The 16,987-nt window shown below is 72.7% G+C and carries 14 protein-coding genes; 6 read left to right on the top strand and 8 right to left on the bottom strand.

Annotated features, from left to right (window positions below; all coding sequences use genetic code 11):
• Positions 1-102 precede the first annotated feature (102 nt).
• The 3 genes from ACGFIA_RS00595 (at position 103) to ACGFIA_RS00585 (ending at position 3,463) form a co-directional block, all read left to right on the top strand.
• Positions 103-903, top strand: a complete 801-nt coding sequence (locus ACGFIA_RS00595; RefSeq protein WP_030274682.1) for a carbohydrate ABC transporter permease — start codon at positions 103-105, stop codon at positions 901-903.
• A complete protein-coding gene (locus tag ACGFIA_RS00590) occupies positions 900-2,333 on the top strand; it encodes a GH1 family beta-glucosidase (RefSeq protein ID WP_357389981.1) in 1,434 nt (477 codons plus the stop codon). The genes ACGFIA_RS00595 and ACGFIA_RS00590 overlap by 4 nt, the downstream gene beginning before the upstream one ends.
• Positions 2,334-2,416: 83 nt before the next feature.
• Positions 2,417-3,463: a LacI family DNA-binding transcriptional regulator gene (locus ACGFIA_RS00585; protein WP_393257676.1), complete on the top strand. Its 1,047-nt coding sequence runs from the start codon at positions 2,417-2,419 to the stop codon at positions 3,461-3,463.
• 22 nt (positions 3,464-3,485) lie between these two features.
• Here the strand turns inward: ACGFIA_RS00585 and ACGFIA_RS00580 are convergent, their stop codons facing one another.
• Together ACGFIA_RS00580 and ACGFIA_RS00575 are read right to left on the bottom strand one after the other, a co-directional pair.
• On the bottom strand, positions 3,486-4,697 hold the full coding sequence (locus tag ACGFIA_RS00580) for an acyl-CoA dehydrogenase family protein (protein ID WP_357467531.1): 1,212 nt from the start codon (positions 4,695-4,697) through the stop codon (positions 3,486-3,488).
• Positions 4,697-5,770, bottom strand: a complete 1,074-nt coding sequence (locus ACGFIA_RS00575) for a phosphotransferase family protein (protein ID WP_357389975.1) — start codon at positions 5,768-5,770, stop codon at positions 4,697-4,699. The genes ACGFIA_RS00580 and ACGFIA_RS00575 overlap by 1 nt, the downstream gene beginning before the upstream one ends.
• Positions 5,771-5,919: 149 nt before the next feature.
• Between ACGFIA_RS00575 and ACGFIA_RS00570 the strand changes: the two genes are divergently transcribed.
• Positions 5,920-6,624: an amino acid-binding protein gene (locus ACGFIA_RS00570; RefSeq protein WP_357389973.1), complete on the top strand. Its 705-nt coding sequence runs from the start codon at positions 5,920-5,922 to the stop codon at positions 6,622-6,624.
• Between the two features lie 80 nt (positions 6,625-6,704).
• Positions 6,705-7,793, top strand: coding sequence for a GNAT family N-acetyltransferase (locus ACGFIA_RS00565; protein ID WP_357389971.1), 1,089 nt, complete (start codon positions 6,705-6,707; stop codon positions 7,791-7,793).
• A 175-nt stretch (positions 7,794-7,968) separates the two neighbouring features.
• On the opposite strand, the gene ACGFIA_RS00560 is transcribed toward ACGFIA_RS00565, so the two are convergent.
• Positions 7,969-9,534: an aldehyde dehydrogenase family protein gene (locus tag ACGFIA_RS00560; protein WP_357467539.1), complete on the bottom strand. Its 1,566-nt coding sequence runs from the start codon at positions 9,532-9,534 to the stop codon at positions 7,969-7,971.
• A 427-nt stretch (positions 9,535-9,961) separates the two neighbouring features.
• Between ACGFIA_RS00560 and ACGFIA_RS00555 the strand changes: the two genes are divergently transcribed.
• Complete coding sequence (locus tag ACGFIA_RS00555) at positions 9,962-12,829, top strand: glycoside hydrolase family 9 protein (protein ID WP_393257669.1); 2,868 nt, start codon at positions 9,962-9,964, stop codon at positions 12,827-12,829.
• A 72-nt stretch (positions 12,830-12,901) separates the two neighbouring features.
• Here the strand turns inward: ACGFIA_RS00555 and ACGFIA_RS00550 are convergent, their stop codons facing one another.
• The 5 genes from ACGFIA_RS00550 to ftsZ form a co-directional block, all read right to left on the bottom strand.
• Positions 12,902-13,702 carry a DivIVA domain-containing protein gene (locus ACGFIA_RS00550; protein ID WP_357380797.1) on the bottom strand — a complete coding sequence of 267 codons (801 nt, stop codon included), beginning with the start codon at positions 13,700-13,702 and terminating at the stop codon, positions 12,902-12,904.
• Positions 13,703-13,743: 41 nt separating this feature from the next.
• Positions 13,744-14,049 (bottom strand): YggT family protein, encoded by a 306-nt coding sequence (locus ACGFIA_RS00545; RefSeq protein WP_357380794.1) that lies wholly within the window; start codon positions 14,047-14,049, stop codon positions 13,744-13,746.
• A gap of 25 nt (positions 14,050-14,074) precedes the next feature.
• Positions 14,075-14,776 (bottom strand): cell division protein SepF, encoded by a 702-nt coding sequence (locus ACGFIA_RS00540; protein ID WP_393257665.1) that lies wholly within the window; start codon positions 14,774-14,776, stop codon positions 14,075-14,077.
• A gap of 193 nt (positions 14,777-14,969) precedes the next feature.
• Complete coding sequence (locus tag ACGFIA_RS00535) at positions 14,970-15,716, bottom strand: YggS family pyridoxal phosphate-dependent enzyme (RefSeq protein WP_357469554.1); 747 nt, start codon at positions 15,714-15,716, stop codon at positions 14,970-14,972.
• A 9-nt stretch (positions 15,717-15,725) separates the two neighbouring features.
• On the bottom strand, positions 15,726-16,841 hold the full coding sequence (gene ftsZ, locus ACGFIA_RS00530; protein ID WP_357380788.1) for a cell division protein FtsZ: 1,116 nt from the start codon (positions 16,839-16,841) through the stop codon (positions 15,726-15,728).
• Positions 16,842-16,987 lie beyond the last annotated feature (146 nt).

Below are 16,987 nucleotides of genomic sequence, written 5' to 3'. Positions count from 1 at the left end.
GACGAGATGACGACCACCGCCGTCCGCCCGCCCACCCGGCAGAACCCGCCGGTGAAGACCACCCACCGGGCCGAGCGGCTCTGGAAGGCCAGCCCGCTCACCATGATCGGCCTGATCTTCGGCGTGCTGCTCTCCCTGTTCCCGTTCTACTGGATGATCGTGATCGCCAGCCGGACGAACGACGCGGCCAACTCCTGGCCGCCGCCGTTCCTGCCCGGCGGCAAGCTCGGCGAGAACATCGAGCGGGTGCTCGCCAACAGCGACGCCAACATCGTCAAGGGCCTGATGAACTCGTTCCTGGTCTCCGGGACGATCACCGTCGCGACGGTGTTCTTCGGCTCGCTGGCCGGCTTCGCGTTCGCCAAGCTGCGCTTCCGGGGCAAGAACGCGCTGCTGCTGATCATCCTCACCTCGATGATGGTGCCGATCCAGCTCGGCGTGCTGCCGCTGTACATCCTGATGGCCAAGCTCGACTGGCTGAACACCATGCCGTCGGTGACCGTTCCGTTCCTGATCGGCGGCTTCGGCATCTTCATGATGCGCCAGTACGCCGAGCAGGCGGTACCGAACGAGTTGATCGAGGCGGCCCGGGTGGACGGCTGTTCCACCTGGCGGGTGTACTGGCACGTGGTGGCGCCCGCGCTGCGTCCGGCCGCCGCGGTGCTGGGTCTGCTGACCTTCATGGAGCAGTGGAACCAGTTCTTCTGGCCGTTCGTGGTGCTGGCGGACCCGTCCAACCCGACCGTCCAGATCTCGCTGCGCAGCCTCAACACCGCCTACTTCGCCGACAACTCGCAGATCTTCGCCGGTACGTTGATCGCGACCCTGCCCCTGTTCGTCGTGTTCGTTCTGTTCGGCCGCCAGATCATCGGCGGCATCATGGAAGGCGCCGTCAAGTCGTGAGCAACCCAGCAAGCCCACCCGCCGTCGGCGTCCTCGACGCCGGTCCGGCCCTCACCTTCCCGCCCGACTTCCTCTGGGGCGCGGCCACCGCCGCGTACCAGATCGAGGGCGCGGCGACGGAGGGCGGCCGTGCCCCGTCGATCTGGGACACCTTCAGCCACACCGAGGGCCGGACGGTGGCCGGGCACACCGGCGACGTGGCGTGCGACCACTACCACCGGATGCCTGACGACGTGCGGCTGATGGCCGACCTGGGCCTGCGGTCGTACCGCTTCTCGGTGAGCTGGCCGCGGGTGCAGCCGGGCGGCACGGGCGGGATCAACCAGGAGGGCATGGACTTCTACCGCCGGTTGATCGACGAGCTGCTCGGCCACGGCATCGAGCCGTGGCTGACGCTCTACCACTGGGATCTGCCGCAGCCGCTGGAGGACGCGGGCGGCTGGCCGGCCCGGGACACCGCCGGCCGCTTCGCCGAGTACGCCCACCTGGTCGCCGAGGCGCTCGGTGACCGGGTGAAGTACTTCACCACGCTGAACGAGCCGTGGTGCTCGGCGTTCCTCGGCTACGGCTCCGGCGTGCACGCGCCGGGCCGCCGGAACGGCGCGGACGCGGTCCGGGCCGGGCACCACCTGATGCTCGGTCACGGCCTGGCCGTGCAGGCGGTACGCGCGGCCCGCCCGGAGGCGCAGCTCGGCATCACCGTCAACCTCTACCCGGTCACCCCGGCGAGCGAGTCGGCGGCGGACGCCGACGCGGCCCGGCGGATCGACGCGCTGGCGAACCGGTTCTTCCTCGACCCGGTGCTGCGCGGCGCGTACCCGGCGGACCTCGTGGCGGACCTGCGCGGTGTCACCGACATGGGGCACGTGCGCGACGGCGACCTGGCGACCATCTCCACGCCGCTGGACATGGTCGGCGTCAACTACTACAGCCGGCACGTGGTCGCCGCGCCGGTCGAGGGCGCGGAGCCGGAGCCCTACTGGCGGGCACCGTCCTGCTGGCCGGGCAGCGAGGACGTCCGGTTCGTCACCCGGGGTGTCCCGGTGACGGACATGGACTGGGAGATCGACGCACCGGGCCTGGTGGAGACGCTGGAGCGGGTCCACCGGGAGTACACCGACCTGCCGATCTACGTCACCGAGAACGGGTCGGCTTTCGTCGACGAGGTGGTCGACGGCCGGGTGGACGACCCGGACCGGCTGGCCTACTTCGCCGCGCACCTGCGCGCGTCGCACGCCGCGATCGAGGCCGGTGTGCCGCTCAAGGGCTACTTCGCCTGGTCGCTGATGGACAACTTCGAGTGGGCCTGGGGCTACACGAAGCGGTTCGGCATGGTCTATGTCGACTACGACAGCCAGGCCCGGATCGCGAAGTCCAGCGCCAGGTGGTACGCCGACGTGATCCGACGCAACGGACTGCCCGCACAATAAGCTGGGCCAGCCAGTAACGGGCGGCCCGGCGCCGACGCCCCAATCGGTGCCGGGCCCGCCCGACCGTCGGAGGAGCACAGACGATGACAACGCAGCGCACCCGCTCGCTCGGGCGTCCGACCCTCGACGCGGTCGCGGCCCGCGCCGGCGTCGGGCGCGGCACGGTCTCCCGCGTGGTCAACGGGTCGCCGCAGGTCAGCCCGGAGGCTCGGGCCGCGGTCCAGCAGGCCATCGCCGAGCTGGGGTACGTGCCGAACCGCGCCGCCCGTGCGCTGGTCACCCAGCGGACCGACTCGGTCGCCCTGGTCGTGTCCGAGTCGGGGGAGCGGGTCTTCACCGAGCCGTTCTTCGCGGCCATCGTCCGGGGTGTCAGCTCCGGGCTGGTGGAGACGCCGATGCAGCTCTGGCTGGCCATGGTGCAGTCGCCGATCGAGCGGGAACGGGTCGAGCACCACCTGACCAACCAGCACGTGGACGGCGTGCTCCTGCTCTCCCTGCACGACTCCGACCCGCTGCCCACGCTGCTGGAGGAGCGCGGCCTGCCGACGGTGCTCGGCGGCCGCCCGGCCCGGATGCTGCACCCGAACGCGCAGCCGGCGTGGTTCGTCGACATGGACAACGTCGGTGGCGCGCGGCAGGCGGTGGAGCACCTGTTCCGCAAGGGCCGCCGGCGGGTCGCGACCATCGCCGGCCCGCAGGACATGGGCGCCGGCCTGGCCCGGCTCTCCGGCTACCAGGAGGCCGTGCGCGCGGCCGGCGGCCGGGTCGATCCGAGTCTGATCGCGTACGGCGACTTCAGCGAGGGCAGCGGCACCGCGGCCATGCGCCGGCTGCTCGACGTCTGCCCGGAACTGGACGCCGTGTTCGTCGCCTCCGACCTGATGGCCTTCGGCGCGCTGCGCGCGTTGCGCGAGGCCGGCCGCCGGGTGCCCGAGGACGTGGCGGTGATCGGTTTCGACGACGCCCCGATCGCGCGCCAGGCCGAGCCGCCGCTGACCACCGTGTTCCAGCCGGTGGAGGAGATGGGCCGGCAGATGGCCCGGCTGCTGGTCTCCCGCATCCGCGGCGAGGAGGTCCCCTCCCCGCACGTGCTGCTGGACACCGAACTGATCCACCGGGGCTCCGCCTGACAAACCCCCTCGGCTGAGCCGGTCAGGCCCAGCGGCGCAGCTCGCGCCGGGCCAGCGACGCGCGGTGGACCTCGTCCGGACCGTCGGCCAGGCGCAGCGTGCGGGCCTGCGCCCACAGCTCGGCCAGCGGGGTGTCCTGGCTGACCCCGGCCCCGCCGTACGCCTGTATCGCCTTGTCGATCACCCACTCGACCATCAGCGGCGTAGCGATCTTGATGGCCTGGATCTCGGTGTGCGCGCCCTTGTTGCCGACGGTGTCCATCAGCCACGCGGTCTTCAGCACCAGCAGGCGGGCCTGCTCGATCCGGACCCGCGACTCGGCGATCCACTCGCGTACCACGCCCTGCTCGGCGAGCGGGCGGCCGAACGCGACCCGGTCGAGCACCCGGCGGCAGAGCAGTTCCAGGGCCCGCTCGGCCATGCCGACCAGGCGCATGCAGTGGTGGATGCGGCCGGGGCCGAGCCGGGCCTGGGCGATGGCGAACCCGGTGCCCTCCTCGCCGACGAGGTTCTCCGCCGGCACCCGCACGTCGGTGAAGTCGATCTCGGCGTGGCCGCCGTGCGGGGCGTCGCTGTAGCCGAAGACCCGCATCCCGCGCCGTACCGTCACGCCGGGGGTGTCCCGGGGGACCAGGATCATGCTCTGCTGGCGGTGCCGCTCGGCGTCCGGGTCGGTCTTGCCCATCACGATGAAGATCTCGCAGCGCGGGTCCATCGCTCCGGACGACCACCACTTGCGGCCGTTGATCACGTAGTGGTCGCCGTCGCGGGTGATCCGGGTGCCGATGTTCGTCGCGTCGGAGGAGGCCACGTCCGGCTCGGTCATGCAGAACGCGGACCGGATCTCGCCGGCGAGCAGCGGCATGAGCCACTGCTTGCGCTGCTCCTCCGAGCCGAACTCGGCCAGCAGTTCCATGTTGCCGGTGTCCGGCGCGGCGCAGTTGAGCGCCTCCGGGGCCAGGTGCGGGCTGCGGCCGGTCAGCTCGGCCAGCGGCGCGTACTGCAGGTTGGTCAGCCCGGCGCCGTAGCGGGCGTCCGGCAGGAACAGGTTCCACAGCCCGCGCTCCCGCGCCTGCGCCTTCAGCTCCTCCATCACCGGCGGGCGGGCCCACGGGTCGCCGGCCGCGAGCACCTGCTCGTGGTGCACCGGCTCGGCCGGGTAGACGCACTCGGTGAGGAACGCCTCCAGCCGCTGCCGCAGTTCGACAGTGCGGTCGTCGTACGCGAACTCCATCAGCTCTCCCTCACCGCGCGCAGCCCGTGTGCCACGAGCGGCGCCACCATGTCGCCGATCCGGTCGAAACCCTCGCCCAGCGTCTGCCCGAGCGTGTGCCGGTAGTGGATGCCCTCGCAGATCACCGCGAGCTTGAAACAGCCGAGTGCCACGTGCCAGTGCAGCGGGCCGACGTCGACGTCGCTGCGCCCGGCGTACCGCTCGATCAGTTCGGCGCCGGTGGGGAAGCCGGCGCGCGGCCCGATGCCGTCGGCCACCGGGTTGCCCTCGCCGTGGTCGCTGTCGCCGAGCACGTCCCAGTACGTCAGCAGCAGGCCGAGGTCGGCCAGCGGGTCGCCGAGGGTGGCCATCTCCCAGTCGAGCACGGCCCGCACGGCCACCGGGTCGACGGTGGCGAGGAGGTTGTCCAGCCGGTAGTCGCCGTGCACGATCCGGCCGGCGTTGGCGCCCTCGGGCACGCTGGCGGCCAGCGCGTCGCGCAGCTGGTCGATGCCGGGCAGTGGCCGGCTGCGGGACCGGTCGAGCTGGCCGGCCCAGCGGCGTATCTGCCGGGCCAGGTAGCCCGCCGGGCGGCCGAAGTCGGCGAGCCCCACCTCGGCCGGCTCGACCCGGTGCAGCGTGGCGAGCGTGTCCATCATCGCCATCGCGAGGTCGCGCCGCTGCGCGTCGGTGAGCGTGTCGGTCTGCTCCCGCCGCCGGTAGACCTCGCCGTCGACCTTCGCCATCAGGTAGAACGGCGCGCCGATGACATGGTCGTCGGCGCAGAGCAGCAGCGCTTCCGGCACCGGTACGCCGGTCGGCGCGAGCGCCGAGATCACCCGGTGCTCGCGGACCATGTCGTGCGCGGTGGCCAGCACGTGCCCCAGCGGCGGCCGGCGCAGCACCACCTCGCGGTCGCCGGCGCGCAGCAGGTAGGTGAGGTTGGACTTGCCGCCGGCGATCAGCCGGGCCGACAGCGGCCCGCTCAGGTCCGGCCGGTGGACGGCCAGATGGGCGGCGAGCCGGTCGAGGTCGAGCCCGCGCGGGGCGGGACCGGTCGAGGGCGCGGCGACATCGGCGGCCGGATCGGTCATCCGATTAGTTGATGGCAGCTCAGCTTTGTTGTCAAGGTCGGGTTTTCCCGGCGGGACATGCCCTTGCAACAGGGGCGAAATGGTCAACCGGCAGGCTGGGCCCCAGCCTGCCGGCGCGCCGCCGGCCCGCCGAGCGGAGGGGATCAGACATGCTGCTGAGAGTTCGGGTGACCCTGCCGGACCGTCCGGGCACGCTCGGCCAGGTGGCCCGCACACTCGGCGTCTCCGGCGCGGACATCGTGCAGGTGGTCGTGCTGGAACGGCTCGGCGGCCGGGCGGTGGACGACTTCACAGTGGTCTGGCCCGGTGCGGCGCGGGTGGAGCGGATGCTCGCCGGGCTGGCCGCGATCCCCGGCGTCCGGGTGGACGGCGTGTGGCGTGCGATCGGCGCGCCCACCACCACCGGGCAGGACGCCGAACTGCTGGCCCAGGTGGCGGCCAACCCGGTGGAGGGGATGGCCACGCTCGTCGACGCGGTGCCGGGGCTCCTCGCCGCGGACTGGGCGGTGGCCGCCGTCGTACCCCTGGACTGGGCCTCACGCAGCGGCGGGGCCGGCGTCGCCGCCGTCGGGCACGCGAGCTGGCGGGCGCCGGCGCCGCCCCGGCTGCCGGAGGTGACCCCGCTGCGGGCACGCGCGATGACCAGCCCGGAGGGCCACCACTACGCGGTGGCGCCGTTCGGCCGGGCCGGGCTGGTGCTCGTGGTCGCCCGCGACCACAGCGAACCGCTCACCGCCGCCGGGTTCCACTCCACCGAGGTGGACCGGCTCGCCCAGCTCGTCCGCGCCAGCGCGGTGATCCTCGGTGACCGGCTGGACCTGGTCGGCACGCCGCCCGTGACCACGGTCACCTGACCGGACGGCCCGCGTCACCCCGGGGCAACGGGCCCGCAACAGGCGGACGGCATGGTCGGTGCCGAGGAAGGGAGACAACCATGGCGCTGTGGCGGATCCGAGCCACCGTGGACGACCGGCCCGGCTATCTGTCGGTGCTCACGGCGAGCCTCGCGTTGCGCGGGGTCAACATCCTCAGCGTGCAGGTGCACACCACCGAGGCCGGCGCGGTCGACGACTTTCTGGTCGACGCGCCCGAGCAGGTGACCGAGGCGGAGCTGCGGGCCGCCGTCGAGCGGGGCCGGGGCCGGGACTGCTGGGTCGCGCGCAGCGAGGCGCGCGGGCTGGCCGACGAGCCGACCCGGGTGCTCGGGCTCGCCGGGCGGCTGGTCCGCGACCCGGAGGCGACCGGCGCGGTGCTGCGGACGCTGCTCGGCGCGGACGCGGTGAGCTGGCGTCCGACGCCCGCCGCCGCGCCGGGCGGGGTGGGCGGCACCACGATGGTGCTCGCCGACCCGGCTGGCGGCGCCCACGAACTGCACCGCCGGGAGCCCAGCTTCACCCCGGCCGAGTACGCCCGCGCGCAGGCCCTGGTCGAGCTGGCGGCCACGCTCGCCCGGCGGGACGCCGACCGGATCACGCTGGTGCTGCCGGACGGCGGCGAGGTGTCGGTGCGGGCCGCGACCGCCGAGGACGTCCCCGGCGTACGCGACCTGCACGCCGCCTGCTCGGCGCGCAGCCGGCAGCGGCGCTACCTGAGCGGTGCGGCGGACCCGTCGCCGGCCCGGCTGCGCCGGCTGCTGGAACCGGCCCGGGGCGTGACACTGCTCGCCACGGCGGGCTCCGGCGGGGCGGCGGAGCCGGTCGTGGCGATGGCGAACCTGCTCGGCGAGGGCGACGAGGCCGAGGCGGCGCTGCTGGTCCGCGACGACTGGCAGCGCCGGGGTCTCGGCTCGGCGCTGCTGCGCCGCCTGCTGGGCCACGCCGACCGGGCCGGGTACGCCGCCGTGCTGCTGCACGTGCAGTCCGAGAACACGCCGATGCTGCGGACGCTGCGCCGGCTGGACCGGCCGGTGGCGATGGAACGCGACGGCGCCGTGCTGACCGCGACGCTGCCGCTGACCGTGCGGCAGCCGACGGATCAGTTCGCGCGCGCCGAGGCCGCGGTGCCGGCACAGCGGTCGAGTTGAGCTGACGGCCGCCGGCCGGACCACGGAGGTGCGCCGCAACGGCGCGGCACACCCGAGGGGTACGGACGGACGGCCGCAACCGGCGCGGTCACGCGCCACCAGGGCCGACCTCCGATACGGAGGACGGTGACACGGCGGGGCTCCCGATGCGGGGGCCCCGCCCGTCTGTTCGCGATCAGGTGGCCGGGTAGCTGCTGTAGTCGGGGAAGTTGCCGTAAAGCCGGCCGTCGCCGCCCACTGTGACCGCCTGCACGAGCAGGTCGCCGCCGACGAACGCGCCCTTCCAGGACGCGCCCCGGCCGCCGAACGGCTCGTCCCGGTCGCCCCGGGAGCGCGGCTTGTTGATGCCCACCTTGAAGGCCTGGAGGTCCACCGCCAGCTTGCCGGCGAGCTCCTCGTCGTCGCAGGCCAGCGACGCGACGAGCGCGCCGTTGGAGGCGTTCATCTGGGCCAGCAGCTCGTCTGTGGTGTCCACCACGACGATCGTGTCGACCGGGCCGAACGGCTCGGCGTGCATGAGGCGGGACCGGCCGGGCGGGGCCAGCAGCACGGCCGGGGCGACGTACGCGGACGTGTCCTGCCCGTCCAGGAACGGCGCCCCGCCGAGCTTGCCGCGGTGCAGCGGCACGGCGCCGCCGCGTACCGCCTCGTCGACCTTGCGCCGCAGCTCGTCGGCCTTGGCGCCGCTGATCAGCGGCCCGAAGTCCAGCTCCGGCAACGGGTCGCCGGCCCGCCACGTCTCGTCCACCGCGAGTGGATGGCCGAAGCGGATCGAGCGAACCACCGGCAGGTACATGTCGAGGAACTCGTCGACCAGGTCGCGCTGGACCACGAACCGGGGGTACGCGGTGCAGCGCTGCTTGCCGTACTCGAAGCCCTTGCGCAGGTGCGCGGCGAGCGTGTCCCACTGGGAGAAGTTCCAGATGCCCCAGGCGTTCAGGCCCTCCTGCTCGATGAAGTGCCGCTTGTCGCAGTCGAGCAGCGCGGCGGCGACCTTGCCGCCGTTGGAGCGCCCGCCGACGAACGCCACCGCGCCGATCTCCGGTGCGCGGACGAGCACCTCGGACAGCTCCTCGCCGCTGCCGGACAGCAGCGTGGCGGGCAGCCCGGCGCGGCGCATCAGCGCGTGCGCGACGGTGAGGCAGACCGCGCCGCCCTGGGAGGGGGTCTTGGCGATCACCGCGTTGCCGGCCAGCAACTGCACCAGCTCGGCGTGCACCAGCACGCTCATCGGGTAGTTCCAGGAGGCGATGTTGCTGACCGGGCCGGGCAGCGGCTCCCGGCCGTCGGCGAGCATCCGCTCGATCTCCCGCACGTACCAGCGCACGCCGTCCAGTGCGCGGTCCACGTCGGCGCAGGCCAGCCGCCACGGCTTGCCGATCTCCCAGACCAGCAGCAGGGCGAGCAGGTCGCGGTGCGCGGTGAGCGCGTCGAGCGCGTCGGTGACCCGGGCGATGCGCTCGGCCAGCGGGGTCTGCGCCCACTCCCGGTGCGCGTCGGCGGCGTGGGCGACGGCGGCGCGTGCGGTGTCGGCGTCGAGGCGGGCCAAGCCGATCAGCACGGTGTTGTCCACCGGGGTACGGACGGCGGTGGGCGTGCCGAGCGCGCGCCAGTCGCCCTGGACGAGGTTGTGCAGCGTGGTGGCGCCGTCGGGGCCGGTGCCGAACGCCTCGGGCGTGGCGGCCACCGCCCGGGCGAGCGTGTCGGACCAGGAGGTGCCCTCGGCGAGTCGTAGAGCCATCGCGATCTCCTCAGTGTCGTCCGGGGAGCGGCGGCGTCGATGGCACCGCAGGTGAGGCGTACTGTCCCGCGGGGCCGAACGGCCGGGCAACCGTACGCTCGTATGCCAGGACGGCCGAGCTGCCGCCGACCCCCTCGGGGGTGCGTTCGACACGTCGGCGATGCCCCTGAGCTGGGAAAGAACACTCTCTATATCGATTTCTATCGATAGTGTGATCCAGCTCCCGATGGTTACCCGTGAGTACGCCCGGACGTCCCGGATCAGTGCGCTCTTCCCCTGTGATGAACGGCGCATTACATTGTCGTTTATCCATGGGAGCGCTCCCGAGGCTTCCCGGATACCCACCACCACCGCCACGCGGCAGCCGGAGCCCCGAATCCCCGTCCCGCTCCGGCTGCCGCCCCGGCGCCAGCCACAGGAGCTCGCCATGCCCCGTCCGATATCGCCGCCCGGAGGCCGGTCCCGGCTCCGCCGGCTGTTCGCCGCAGGCGCCGCGCTGGCCGTCGGCCTGGCCACGGCCGTCGCCGCCCCGCCACCCGCGTCCGCCGCCGCGCAGGCCGCACCAGCGTTCAACTACGCCGAGGCGTTGCAGAAGTCGCTGTTCTTCTACGAGGCGCAGCAGTCCGGCCGTAAGCCGTCCTGGAACCGCGTCTCCTGGCGCGGCGACTCGGCGCTCACCGACGGCGCCGACGCCGGTGTCGACCTCACCGGCGGCTGGTACGACGCCGGTGACCACGTGAAGTTCGGCTTCCCGATGGCGTTCAGCGCCACCATGCTGGCGTGGGGCGCGGTCGAGTACCGCGACGGGTACGTCGCCTCCGGCCAGCTCACCCACCTGCTGAACAACCTGCGCTTCGTCAACGACTACTTCGTCAAGGCGCACGTCGCCCCGAACGTCCTCTACGGACAGGTCGGCAAGGGCGACGACGACCACAAGTGGTGGGGCCCGGCCGAGGTGATGCCGATGGCGCGGCCCGCGTACAAGATCGACGCGAGCTGTGGCGGCGCGGACCTGGCGGGGGAGACGGCGGCCGCGATGGCCGCCTCGTCCATGGTCTTCCGGCCCACCGACGCGGCCTACGCGGACAAGCTGCTCGGCCACGCCAAGCAGCTCTACACGTTCGCCGACACCGTGCGGAAGAGCTACCACGAGTGCATCACCGACGCGACGAGCTTCTACAAGTCGTGGAGCGGCTACCAGGACGAGCTGGTGTGGGGCGCGATCTGGCTGTACCGGGCCACCGGCGACGCCACCTACCTGACCAAGGCCGAGAGCGAGTACGACAAGCTCGGCACCGAGCCGCAGTCCACCACCCGCTCCTACAAGTGGACCATCGCCTGGGACAACAAGCAGTTCGGCGCTTACGTGCTGCTGGCGAACCTGACCGGCAAGCAGAAGTACGCCGACGACGCCAACCGGTGGCTGGACTACTGGACGGTGGGCGTCAACGGGCAGCGGGTGCCGTACTCGCCCGGCGGGATGGCGGTGCTCGACTCCTGGGGCGCGCTGCGGTACGCCTCCAACACGGCGTTCGCCGCGCTGGTCTACAGCGACAAGACCACCGACACCACGCGTAAGGCGCGCTACCACGACTTCGCCGTCCGGCAGATCAACTACGCGCTCGGCGACAACCCGCGCAACTCCAGCTACCAGATCGGCTTCGGCGCCAACTCGCCGCGCAACCCGCACCACCGCACCGCGCACGGCTCCTGGTGGGACAGCCAGACCGTGCCCGTCGAGACCCGCCACGTGCTCTACGGCGCGCTCGTCGGTGGCCCGTCGGCGGCAAACGACGCGTACACCGACAGCCGGTCGGACTACGTGATGAACGAGGTGGCCACCGACTACAACGCGGGCTTCACCTCCGCGCTGGCCCGGCTCGCGAACGAGTACGGCGGCAGCCCGCGCGCCGGTTTCCCGTCCGCCGAGACGCCCGACATGGACGAGATGACAGTGGAGACCACTGTCATGCAGGCCGAGCCGCGCGCCACCGGGCTCAAGGCGATCATCTACAACAAGTCCGCGTTCCCGGCCCGGGCGCTGACCACCGGTAAGTTCCGGTACTACTTCCGGCCCGACGGCACCGGCCCGGTGACGGTGACCCCCGGCTACACCCAGGGCTGCCCGTCGCCGTCGGCGGCGAAGCAGTTCTCCGGCGACATCTGGTACGTCGAGGTCGACTGCACCGGCTACACCATCGCGCCGGCCGGGCAGTCGCAGCACCGGATGGAGGTCCAGTTCAAGATCGGGGTGCCGGAGGGCGGCACCTGGGACCCGACGAACGACCCGTCCTACCAGGCCACCGCCGGGCCGAACCGCAAGGTGCCGCTCTACTCCGGCGGCGTGCGCGTCTGGGGCGAGGAGCCGGGACCGGCCACCCCGGACACCACCGCGCCGAGCGTGCCCGGCACGCCCGTGGCGTCCGCCGTCACGTCCAGCGGGCTCACGCTGACCTGGGCTGCCTCCACAGACACCGGCGGCAGCGGCCTGGCCGGGTACGAGGTGACCCGTACCTCGGCCGGCGCCGACCCGGTCGTCACCGCCTCGACCGGGACCACCCTGGCCGTGACCGGGCTGGCGCCGGAACGGACGTACCAGTTCACCGTGCGGGCGCTCGATGGCGCCGGCAACCGGTCCGCGGCGTCGGCTGCCGTCAGCGTCACCACGCCGGCCGGCCCGGCGCCGGACACCACACCGCCGACCGTGCCCGGCACGCCCACCGCCTCCGCTGTCGGTGCGACCGGCCTGACGCTGACCTGGGGGCCGTCCACCGACGCCGTCGGGGTCACCGGCTACCGCGTCTACCGCGGCGGGACCGTCCTGGTCGGCTCGACCACCGGCACCACGCTGGCGGTGACCGGGCTGACCGCCTCCACCACGTACACCTTCACCGTGGTGGCGGTGGACGCGGCCGGAAACGTGTCGCCCCCGTCGCCCGGCGTCACGGTGACCACCACGGCCCCGCCGGTCGGCGGCGGCTGCGCGGTGACCTGGACGGCGAACACCTGGGACACCGGGTTCACCGCGAACATCACGGTCGCCAACACCGGCACCACGGCGATCAACGGCTGGACGCTGGCGTTCACGTTCCCGAGCAGCGGGCAGAAGGTCGGGCAGGCGTGGTCGGCGAACGTGACCCAGACCGGCGCCGCGGTGACCGCCTCGAACCTGTCCTACAACGGGACGATCGCGGCGGGGGCGTCGACGAGCTTCGGCTTCAACGGCACGCACACCGGCAGCACCGCGAGGCCCGCCGCCTTCACCCTGAACGGTTCCGCCTGCACCGTCTCCTGACCGGTCGGCGGGGGGGGGGGGGGGGGGGGGGGGGGGGGGGCCCCCCCCCCCCCCCCCCCCCCCGACGCGGGATCAGCGGCCGGACTCGAGCGAGCCCGCGCGGCCACCGCCGTAGGAGCCGGCCAGGCCGGCCGCGGCGAGACCGTTGCTGCCGGTGGCGCGGTTGCCCTCGCGGTTCATCTCCACCTCGAGGCCCTGGCCGCGACCGTCGAGGTCACGCAGCTGGCTCTCCAGGTAGGCCTTGAGGCGGGTGCGGTACTCGCGCTCGAACTGCTTGAGCTCCTCGATGTGCTTCTGCAGCGCGGTGCGCTTGGCGTCCAGGCCGCCCATGGCCTCCTGGTGCCGCTGGCGGGCGTCCCGCTCCAGGGCGTCGGCCTTGGCGCGCGCCTCCCGGGTGACCTCCTCGGCCTTGGAACGGGCCTCGGAGAGCAGCTGGTCGGCCTCGCGACGGGCGTCGGAGACGTGGTCGTCGGCGGTGCGCTGGGCCATCATGAGCACCCGCAGCGCCTGCTGCTCGCCGTCGCCGGTCACGCCGGCCGGGCCACCCTGCGCGCGTACCTGCTCCAGCTCGGCCTGCATCGCACGGGCCGCCTGCTCGGCGGCCGCCTTGTCCCGCTGCACCCGGTCGAGCTGGGCCTTGACGTCGTTGAGCTCCGCCGCGAGGCGGGCGTCACCGCCGGGGCCGGCGGGAGCGCCACCCCGACCGCCGCGCTCCACCTGGGCGCGCAGCTCGTTGTTCTCCTCGATCAGACGGGCCAGCTCGCGCTCGACCTCGTCCAGGAAGGCGTCGACCTCCTCCTCGTCATACCCCCGCTTGCCGATCGGCGGCTTTTTGAAGGCGACGTTGTGAACGTCGGCCGGGGTCAGCGGCATCGAAACTCCTCGGGTCAGTTGCGGCCGCGAAAGCGCTCTGGTCAGGCAAACGCGAAGATCAGGCGCCTAAACACGAACTCCATCAGCACGAACAGGATAACCAGGAGCACAAGGGAGGCCAGGTCGATGCTCACGGTACCAATTCGCAGTGGCGGGATCACACGCCTCAACGCTCGCAGGGGCGGATCAGTGACGCTCCACACGACTTCCAGTCCCGCCGACGCTCCCCGGCCCGGCTGCCAGCGGCGACCGTAGGCCAGCACCGCGCCCAGTACGAAGCGCGCCAATAGGACAATTAGGAAGATGTACAGCACCAGGTAGAGCACCTGGAACAGGATCGACAACACGGCAGGCGACGTCCCTCGGTCATGGTCAGCTCAGGCTGAAGAAGCCGCCCTCAGCGATCTTGGCCTTGTCCTCAGCGGTGACCTGGACGTTGGCCGGTGAGAGCAGGAACACCCGGTTGGTCACGCGCTCGATCGTACCGCGCAGACCGAACGCGAGCCCGGCGGCGAAGTCGACGAGCCGGCGGGCGTCCGCCTCGTCCATCTCGGTGAGGTTGATGATCACCGGTACGCCGTCGCGGAAGTGCTCGCCGATGGTCCGCGCCTCGCGGTACGTGGTCGGGTGCAGCGTGGTGATCTGGTAGCGCTGCTCGTCCTCCGGCGCCACGCGCTCCCGCTCGCGCGGCTGGGCCTGCGGCGCGAGGGCGAGATTGTCCCGAGTGTGGTAGGTCAGGGCACCCGACGTTTCCCCGGCGGAGGACCGGGTGATCGACCGCACGCTGGAGCGATCGACCCGCTCCGGGCGCTCGGTCTCGCCCCGGTCGGTGTCGGCCGAGCGACTGGAGGCGCGCTCGGACAGCCGGCCGCGCTCGCCAAGCCGGCTACGCGTGGTCGGCGGCTCCTCGGCCTCGTCGTCGTCCTCGTCGGCGAACTCCTCGGCGTACCGGCTCGACCGGTAGCGCGACGAGTCCCGGTAGCCACCCTTGTCGTAGCCACCGTCCTCGTACGCCCGCTCGTCGTCCTCCTCGACGAGACCGAGCCAGACCCCCGCCTTGCGCAGTGCACCCATCCCCGCGCCCTTCCGTCCGCCGTGCGGCACGCGCCCCCGTGCCGTGTCGCTTGATCACGAGTGGACGATCATGCCCACCGGACCGGATCGGCAATCCCCTGACGTGCGGTTCGCGGTCCGCCCGTCACGGCCCCCGGCTACGGGAACGCCGTCCTGAACAACACTGATGTAATTTGCTTCCGTCGTGGTGAGGCTACCGCAGCGCAGGGCGCATTCCGAGCAACGCGCTGCCGACACGGACATGTGTCGCGCCGTACCCGATCGCGCTCTCCAGGTCTCCGCTCATGCCCGCCGACAGCGCCGTGGCGCCGGGATGGTCGGCCCGCAGGGCCGCCGCCACCTCGGCCAGCCGGGCGAACGCCCGGTCCGGCTCCCAGCCCAGCGGCGCCACCGCCATCAGGCCGGCCAGCCGCAGACCGTCGGCGCCGGCCACCGCCGCGGCCACCGGGTCGAGCCCGCGCTGCGGGTCGGCCGCGCCCGGCAGCGCCCCGCCCCGGGCCGCGTCGCCGTCGATGCTCACCTGCACCAGCACGTCCAGCGGCCGGTCCCGGAGGGCGCCGGCCGCGGCGTCCAGCGCGGCGGCCAGCCGGACGCTGTCCACCGACTGGACCACGTCGGCGTACCGGACCACCGAACGGGCCTTGTTGCGCTGCAGCTGGCCGATGAAGTGCCAGCGCGGCGACGCCCCGGCCGCGGCCACCGCCTCGGCCTTCGGCGCCGCCTCCTGGTCGCGGTTCTCCCCGACGTCGGTCACGCCCAGACCGGCCAGCGCGACCACGTCCGCCGCCGGGTACGTCTTCGTCACCGCGACCAGTGTGACCTCGTCGCGCTGCCGCCCGGCCGCCGCACAGGCGTCGGCGATGCGGGCCCGGACCCGGGCCAGTCCGGCCGCGAGTTCGGCGCGCCGCTCGGGCCGCACCGCCGTCTGTGACTCCGTCATCGGCGCGGCTCAGGACCCGTTCTTGAGGAAGTCGGGCACGTCGACGTCGTCGAAGAGCACCCGGCGCGACGGCTGCTGCGGTGCCGGCATGGTGGCCGGCGGGCTCGCCGGCGCGTTCGGCTGGGCCGGCGGGTTCTGGTTGCTCTTGCGCGGCGGCTCCACCGCCTTGTACGCCGGCGTGCCCCCGTCGAAGCCGGCCGCGATCACCGTGACCCGCACCTCGTCGCCGAGCGCGTCGTCGATGACCGCGCCGAAGATGATGTTCGCGTCCGGGTGGGCCGCGTCGGTGACCAGCTGCGCCGCGTCGTTGATCTCGAACAGGCCGAGGTCCGACCCGCCCGCGATGGACAGCAGCACGCCGCGCGCGCCGTCCATGCTCTGCTCCAGCAGCGGGCTGGAGATGGCCGCCTCGGCCGCCTCCACGGCGCGGTTCTCGCCGCGGGCGCTGCCGATGCCCATCAGCGCGCTGCCGGCGCCGCTCATCACGCTCTTGACGTCGGCGAAGTCCAGGTTGATCAGGCCCGGCGTGGTGATCAGGTCGGTGATGCCCTGGACACCGGAGAGGAGCACCTGGTCCGCGGTGCGGAACGCGTCCATCATGGAGATGTTGCGGTCGCCGAGCGCGAGCAGCCGGTCGTTCGGGATCACGATGAGCGTGTCGCACTGGTTGCGCAGCTCCTCGATGCCCGCCTCGGCCTGGACCTGCCGGCGCTTGCCCTCGAAGGAGAACGGCCGGGTGACCACGCCGATGGTGAGCGCGCCGAGCTTGCGGGCGATGTTCGCCACCACCGGCGCGCCGCCGGTGCCGGTGCCACCGCCCTCGCCGCAGGTCACGAACACCATGTCCGCGCCCTTGAGGACCTCCTCGATCTCGTCGCGGTGGTCCTCCGCGGCGTTCTTGCCGACGTCCGGGTTGGCGCCCGCGCCCAGTCCCCGGGTCAGCTCCCGGCCCACGTCGAGCTTGACGTCGGCGTCGCTCATCAGCAACGCCTGCGCGTCGGTGTTGATCGCGATGAACTCGACGCCCTTGAGCCCAACCTCGATCATCCGGTTGACGGCGTTGACGCCGCCGCCCCCGATGCCGACGACCTTGATGACCGCCAGGTAGTTGTGCGGAGGTGTCATCTCCGGTCCTTTCCCTTCGAGATTGGCATGGGCCGACCCCACACGGCTTGGCCGGATCAGCGGTCGAACATGTCCTTCGTCGCCTCCGACGGGCTGAACCCTCACCCTCTACTAGAGGCTTAGAGTTATGTCAACCACTGATCTCT

Origin of the sequence: Micromonospora sp. NPDC049203 (assembly GCF_043197215.1) — a bacterium.
GTDB lineage: Bacteria > Actinomycetota > Actinomycetes > Mycobacteriales > Micromonosporaceae > Micromonospora.
Note: the sequence above shows the minus strand (reverse complement) of the source record. Positions and strands in the feature narration are given on the sequence as shown.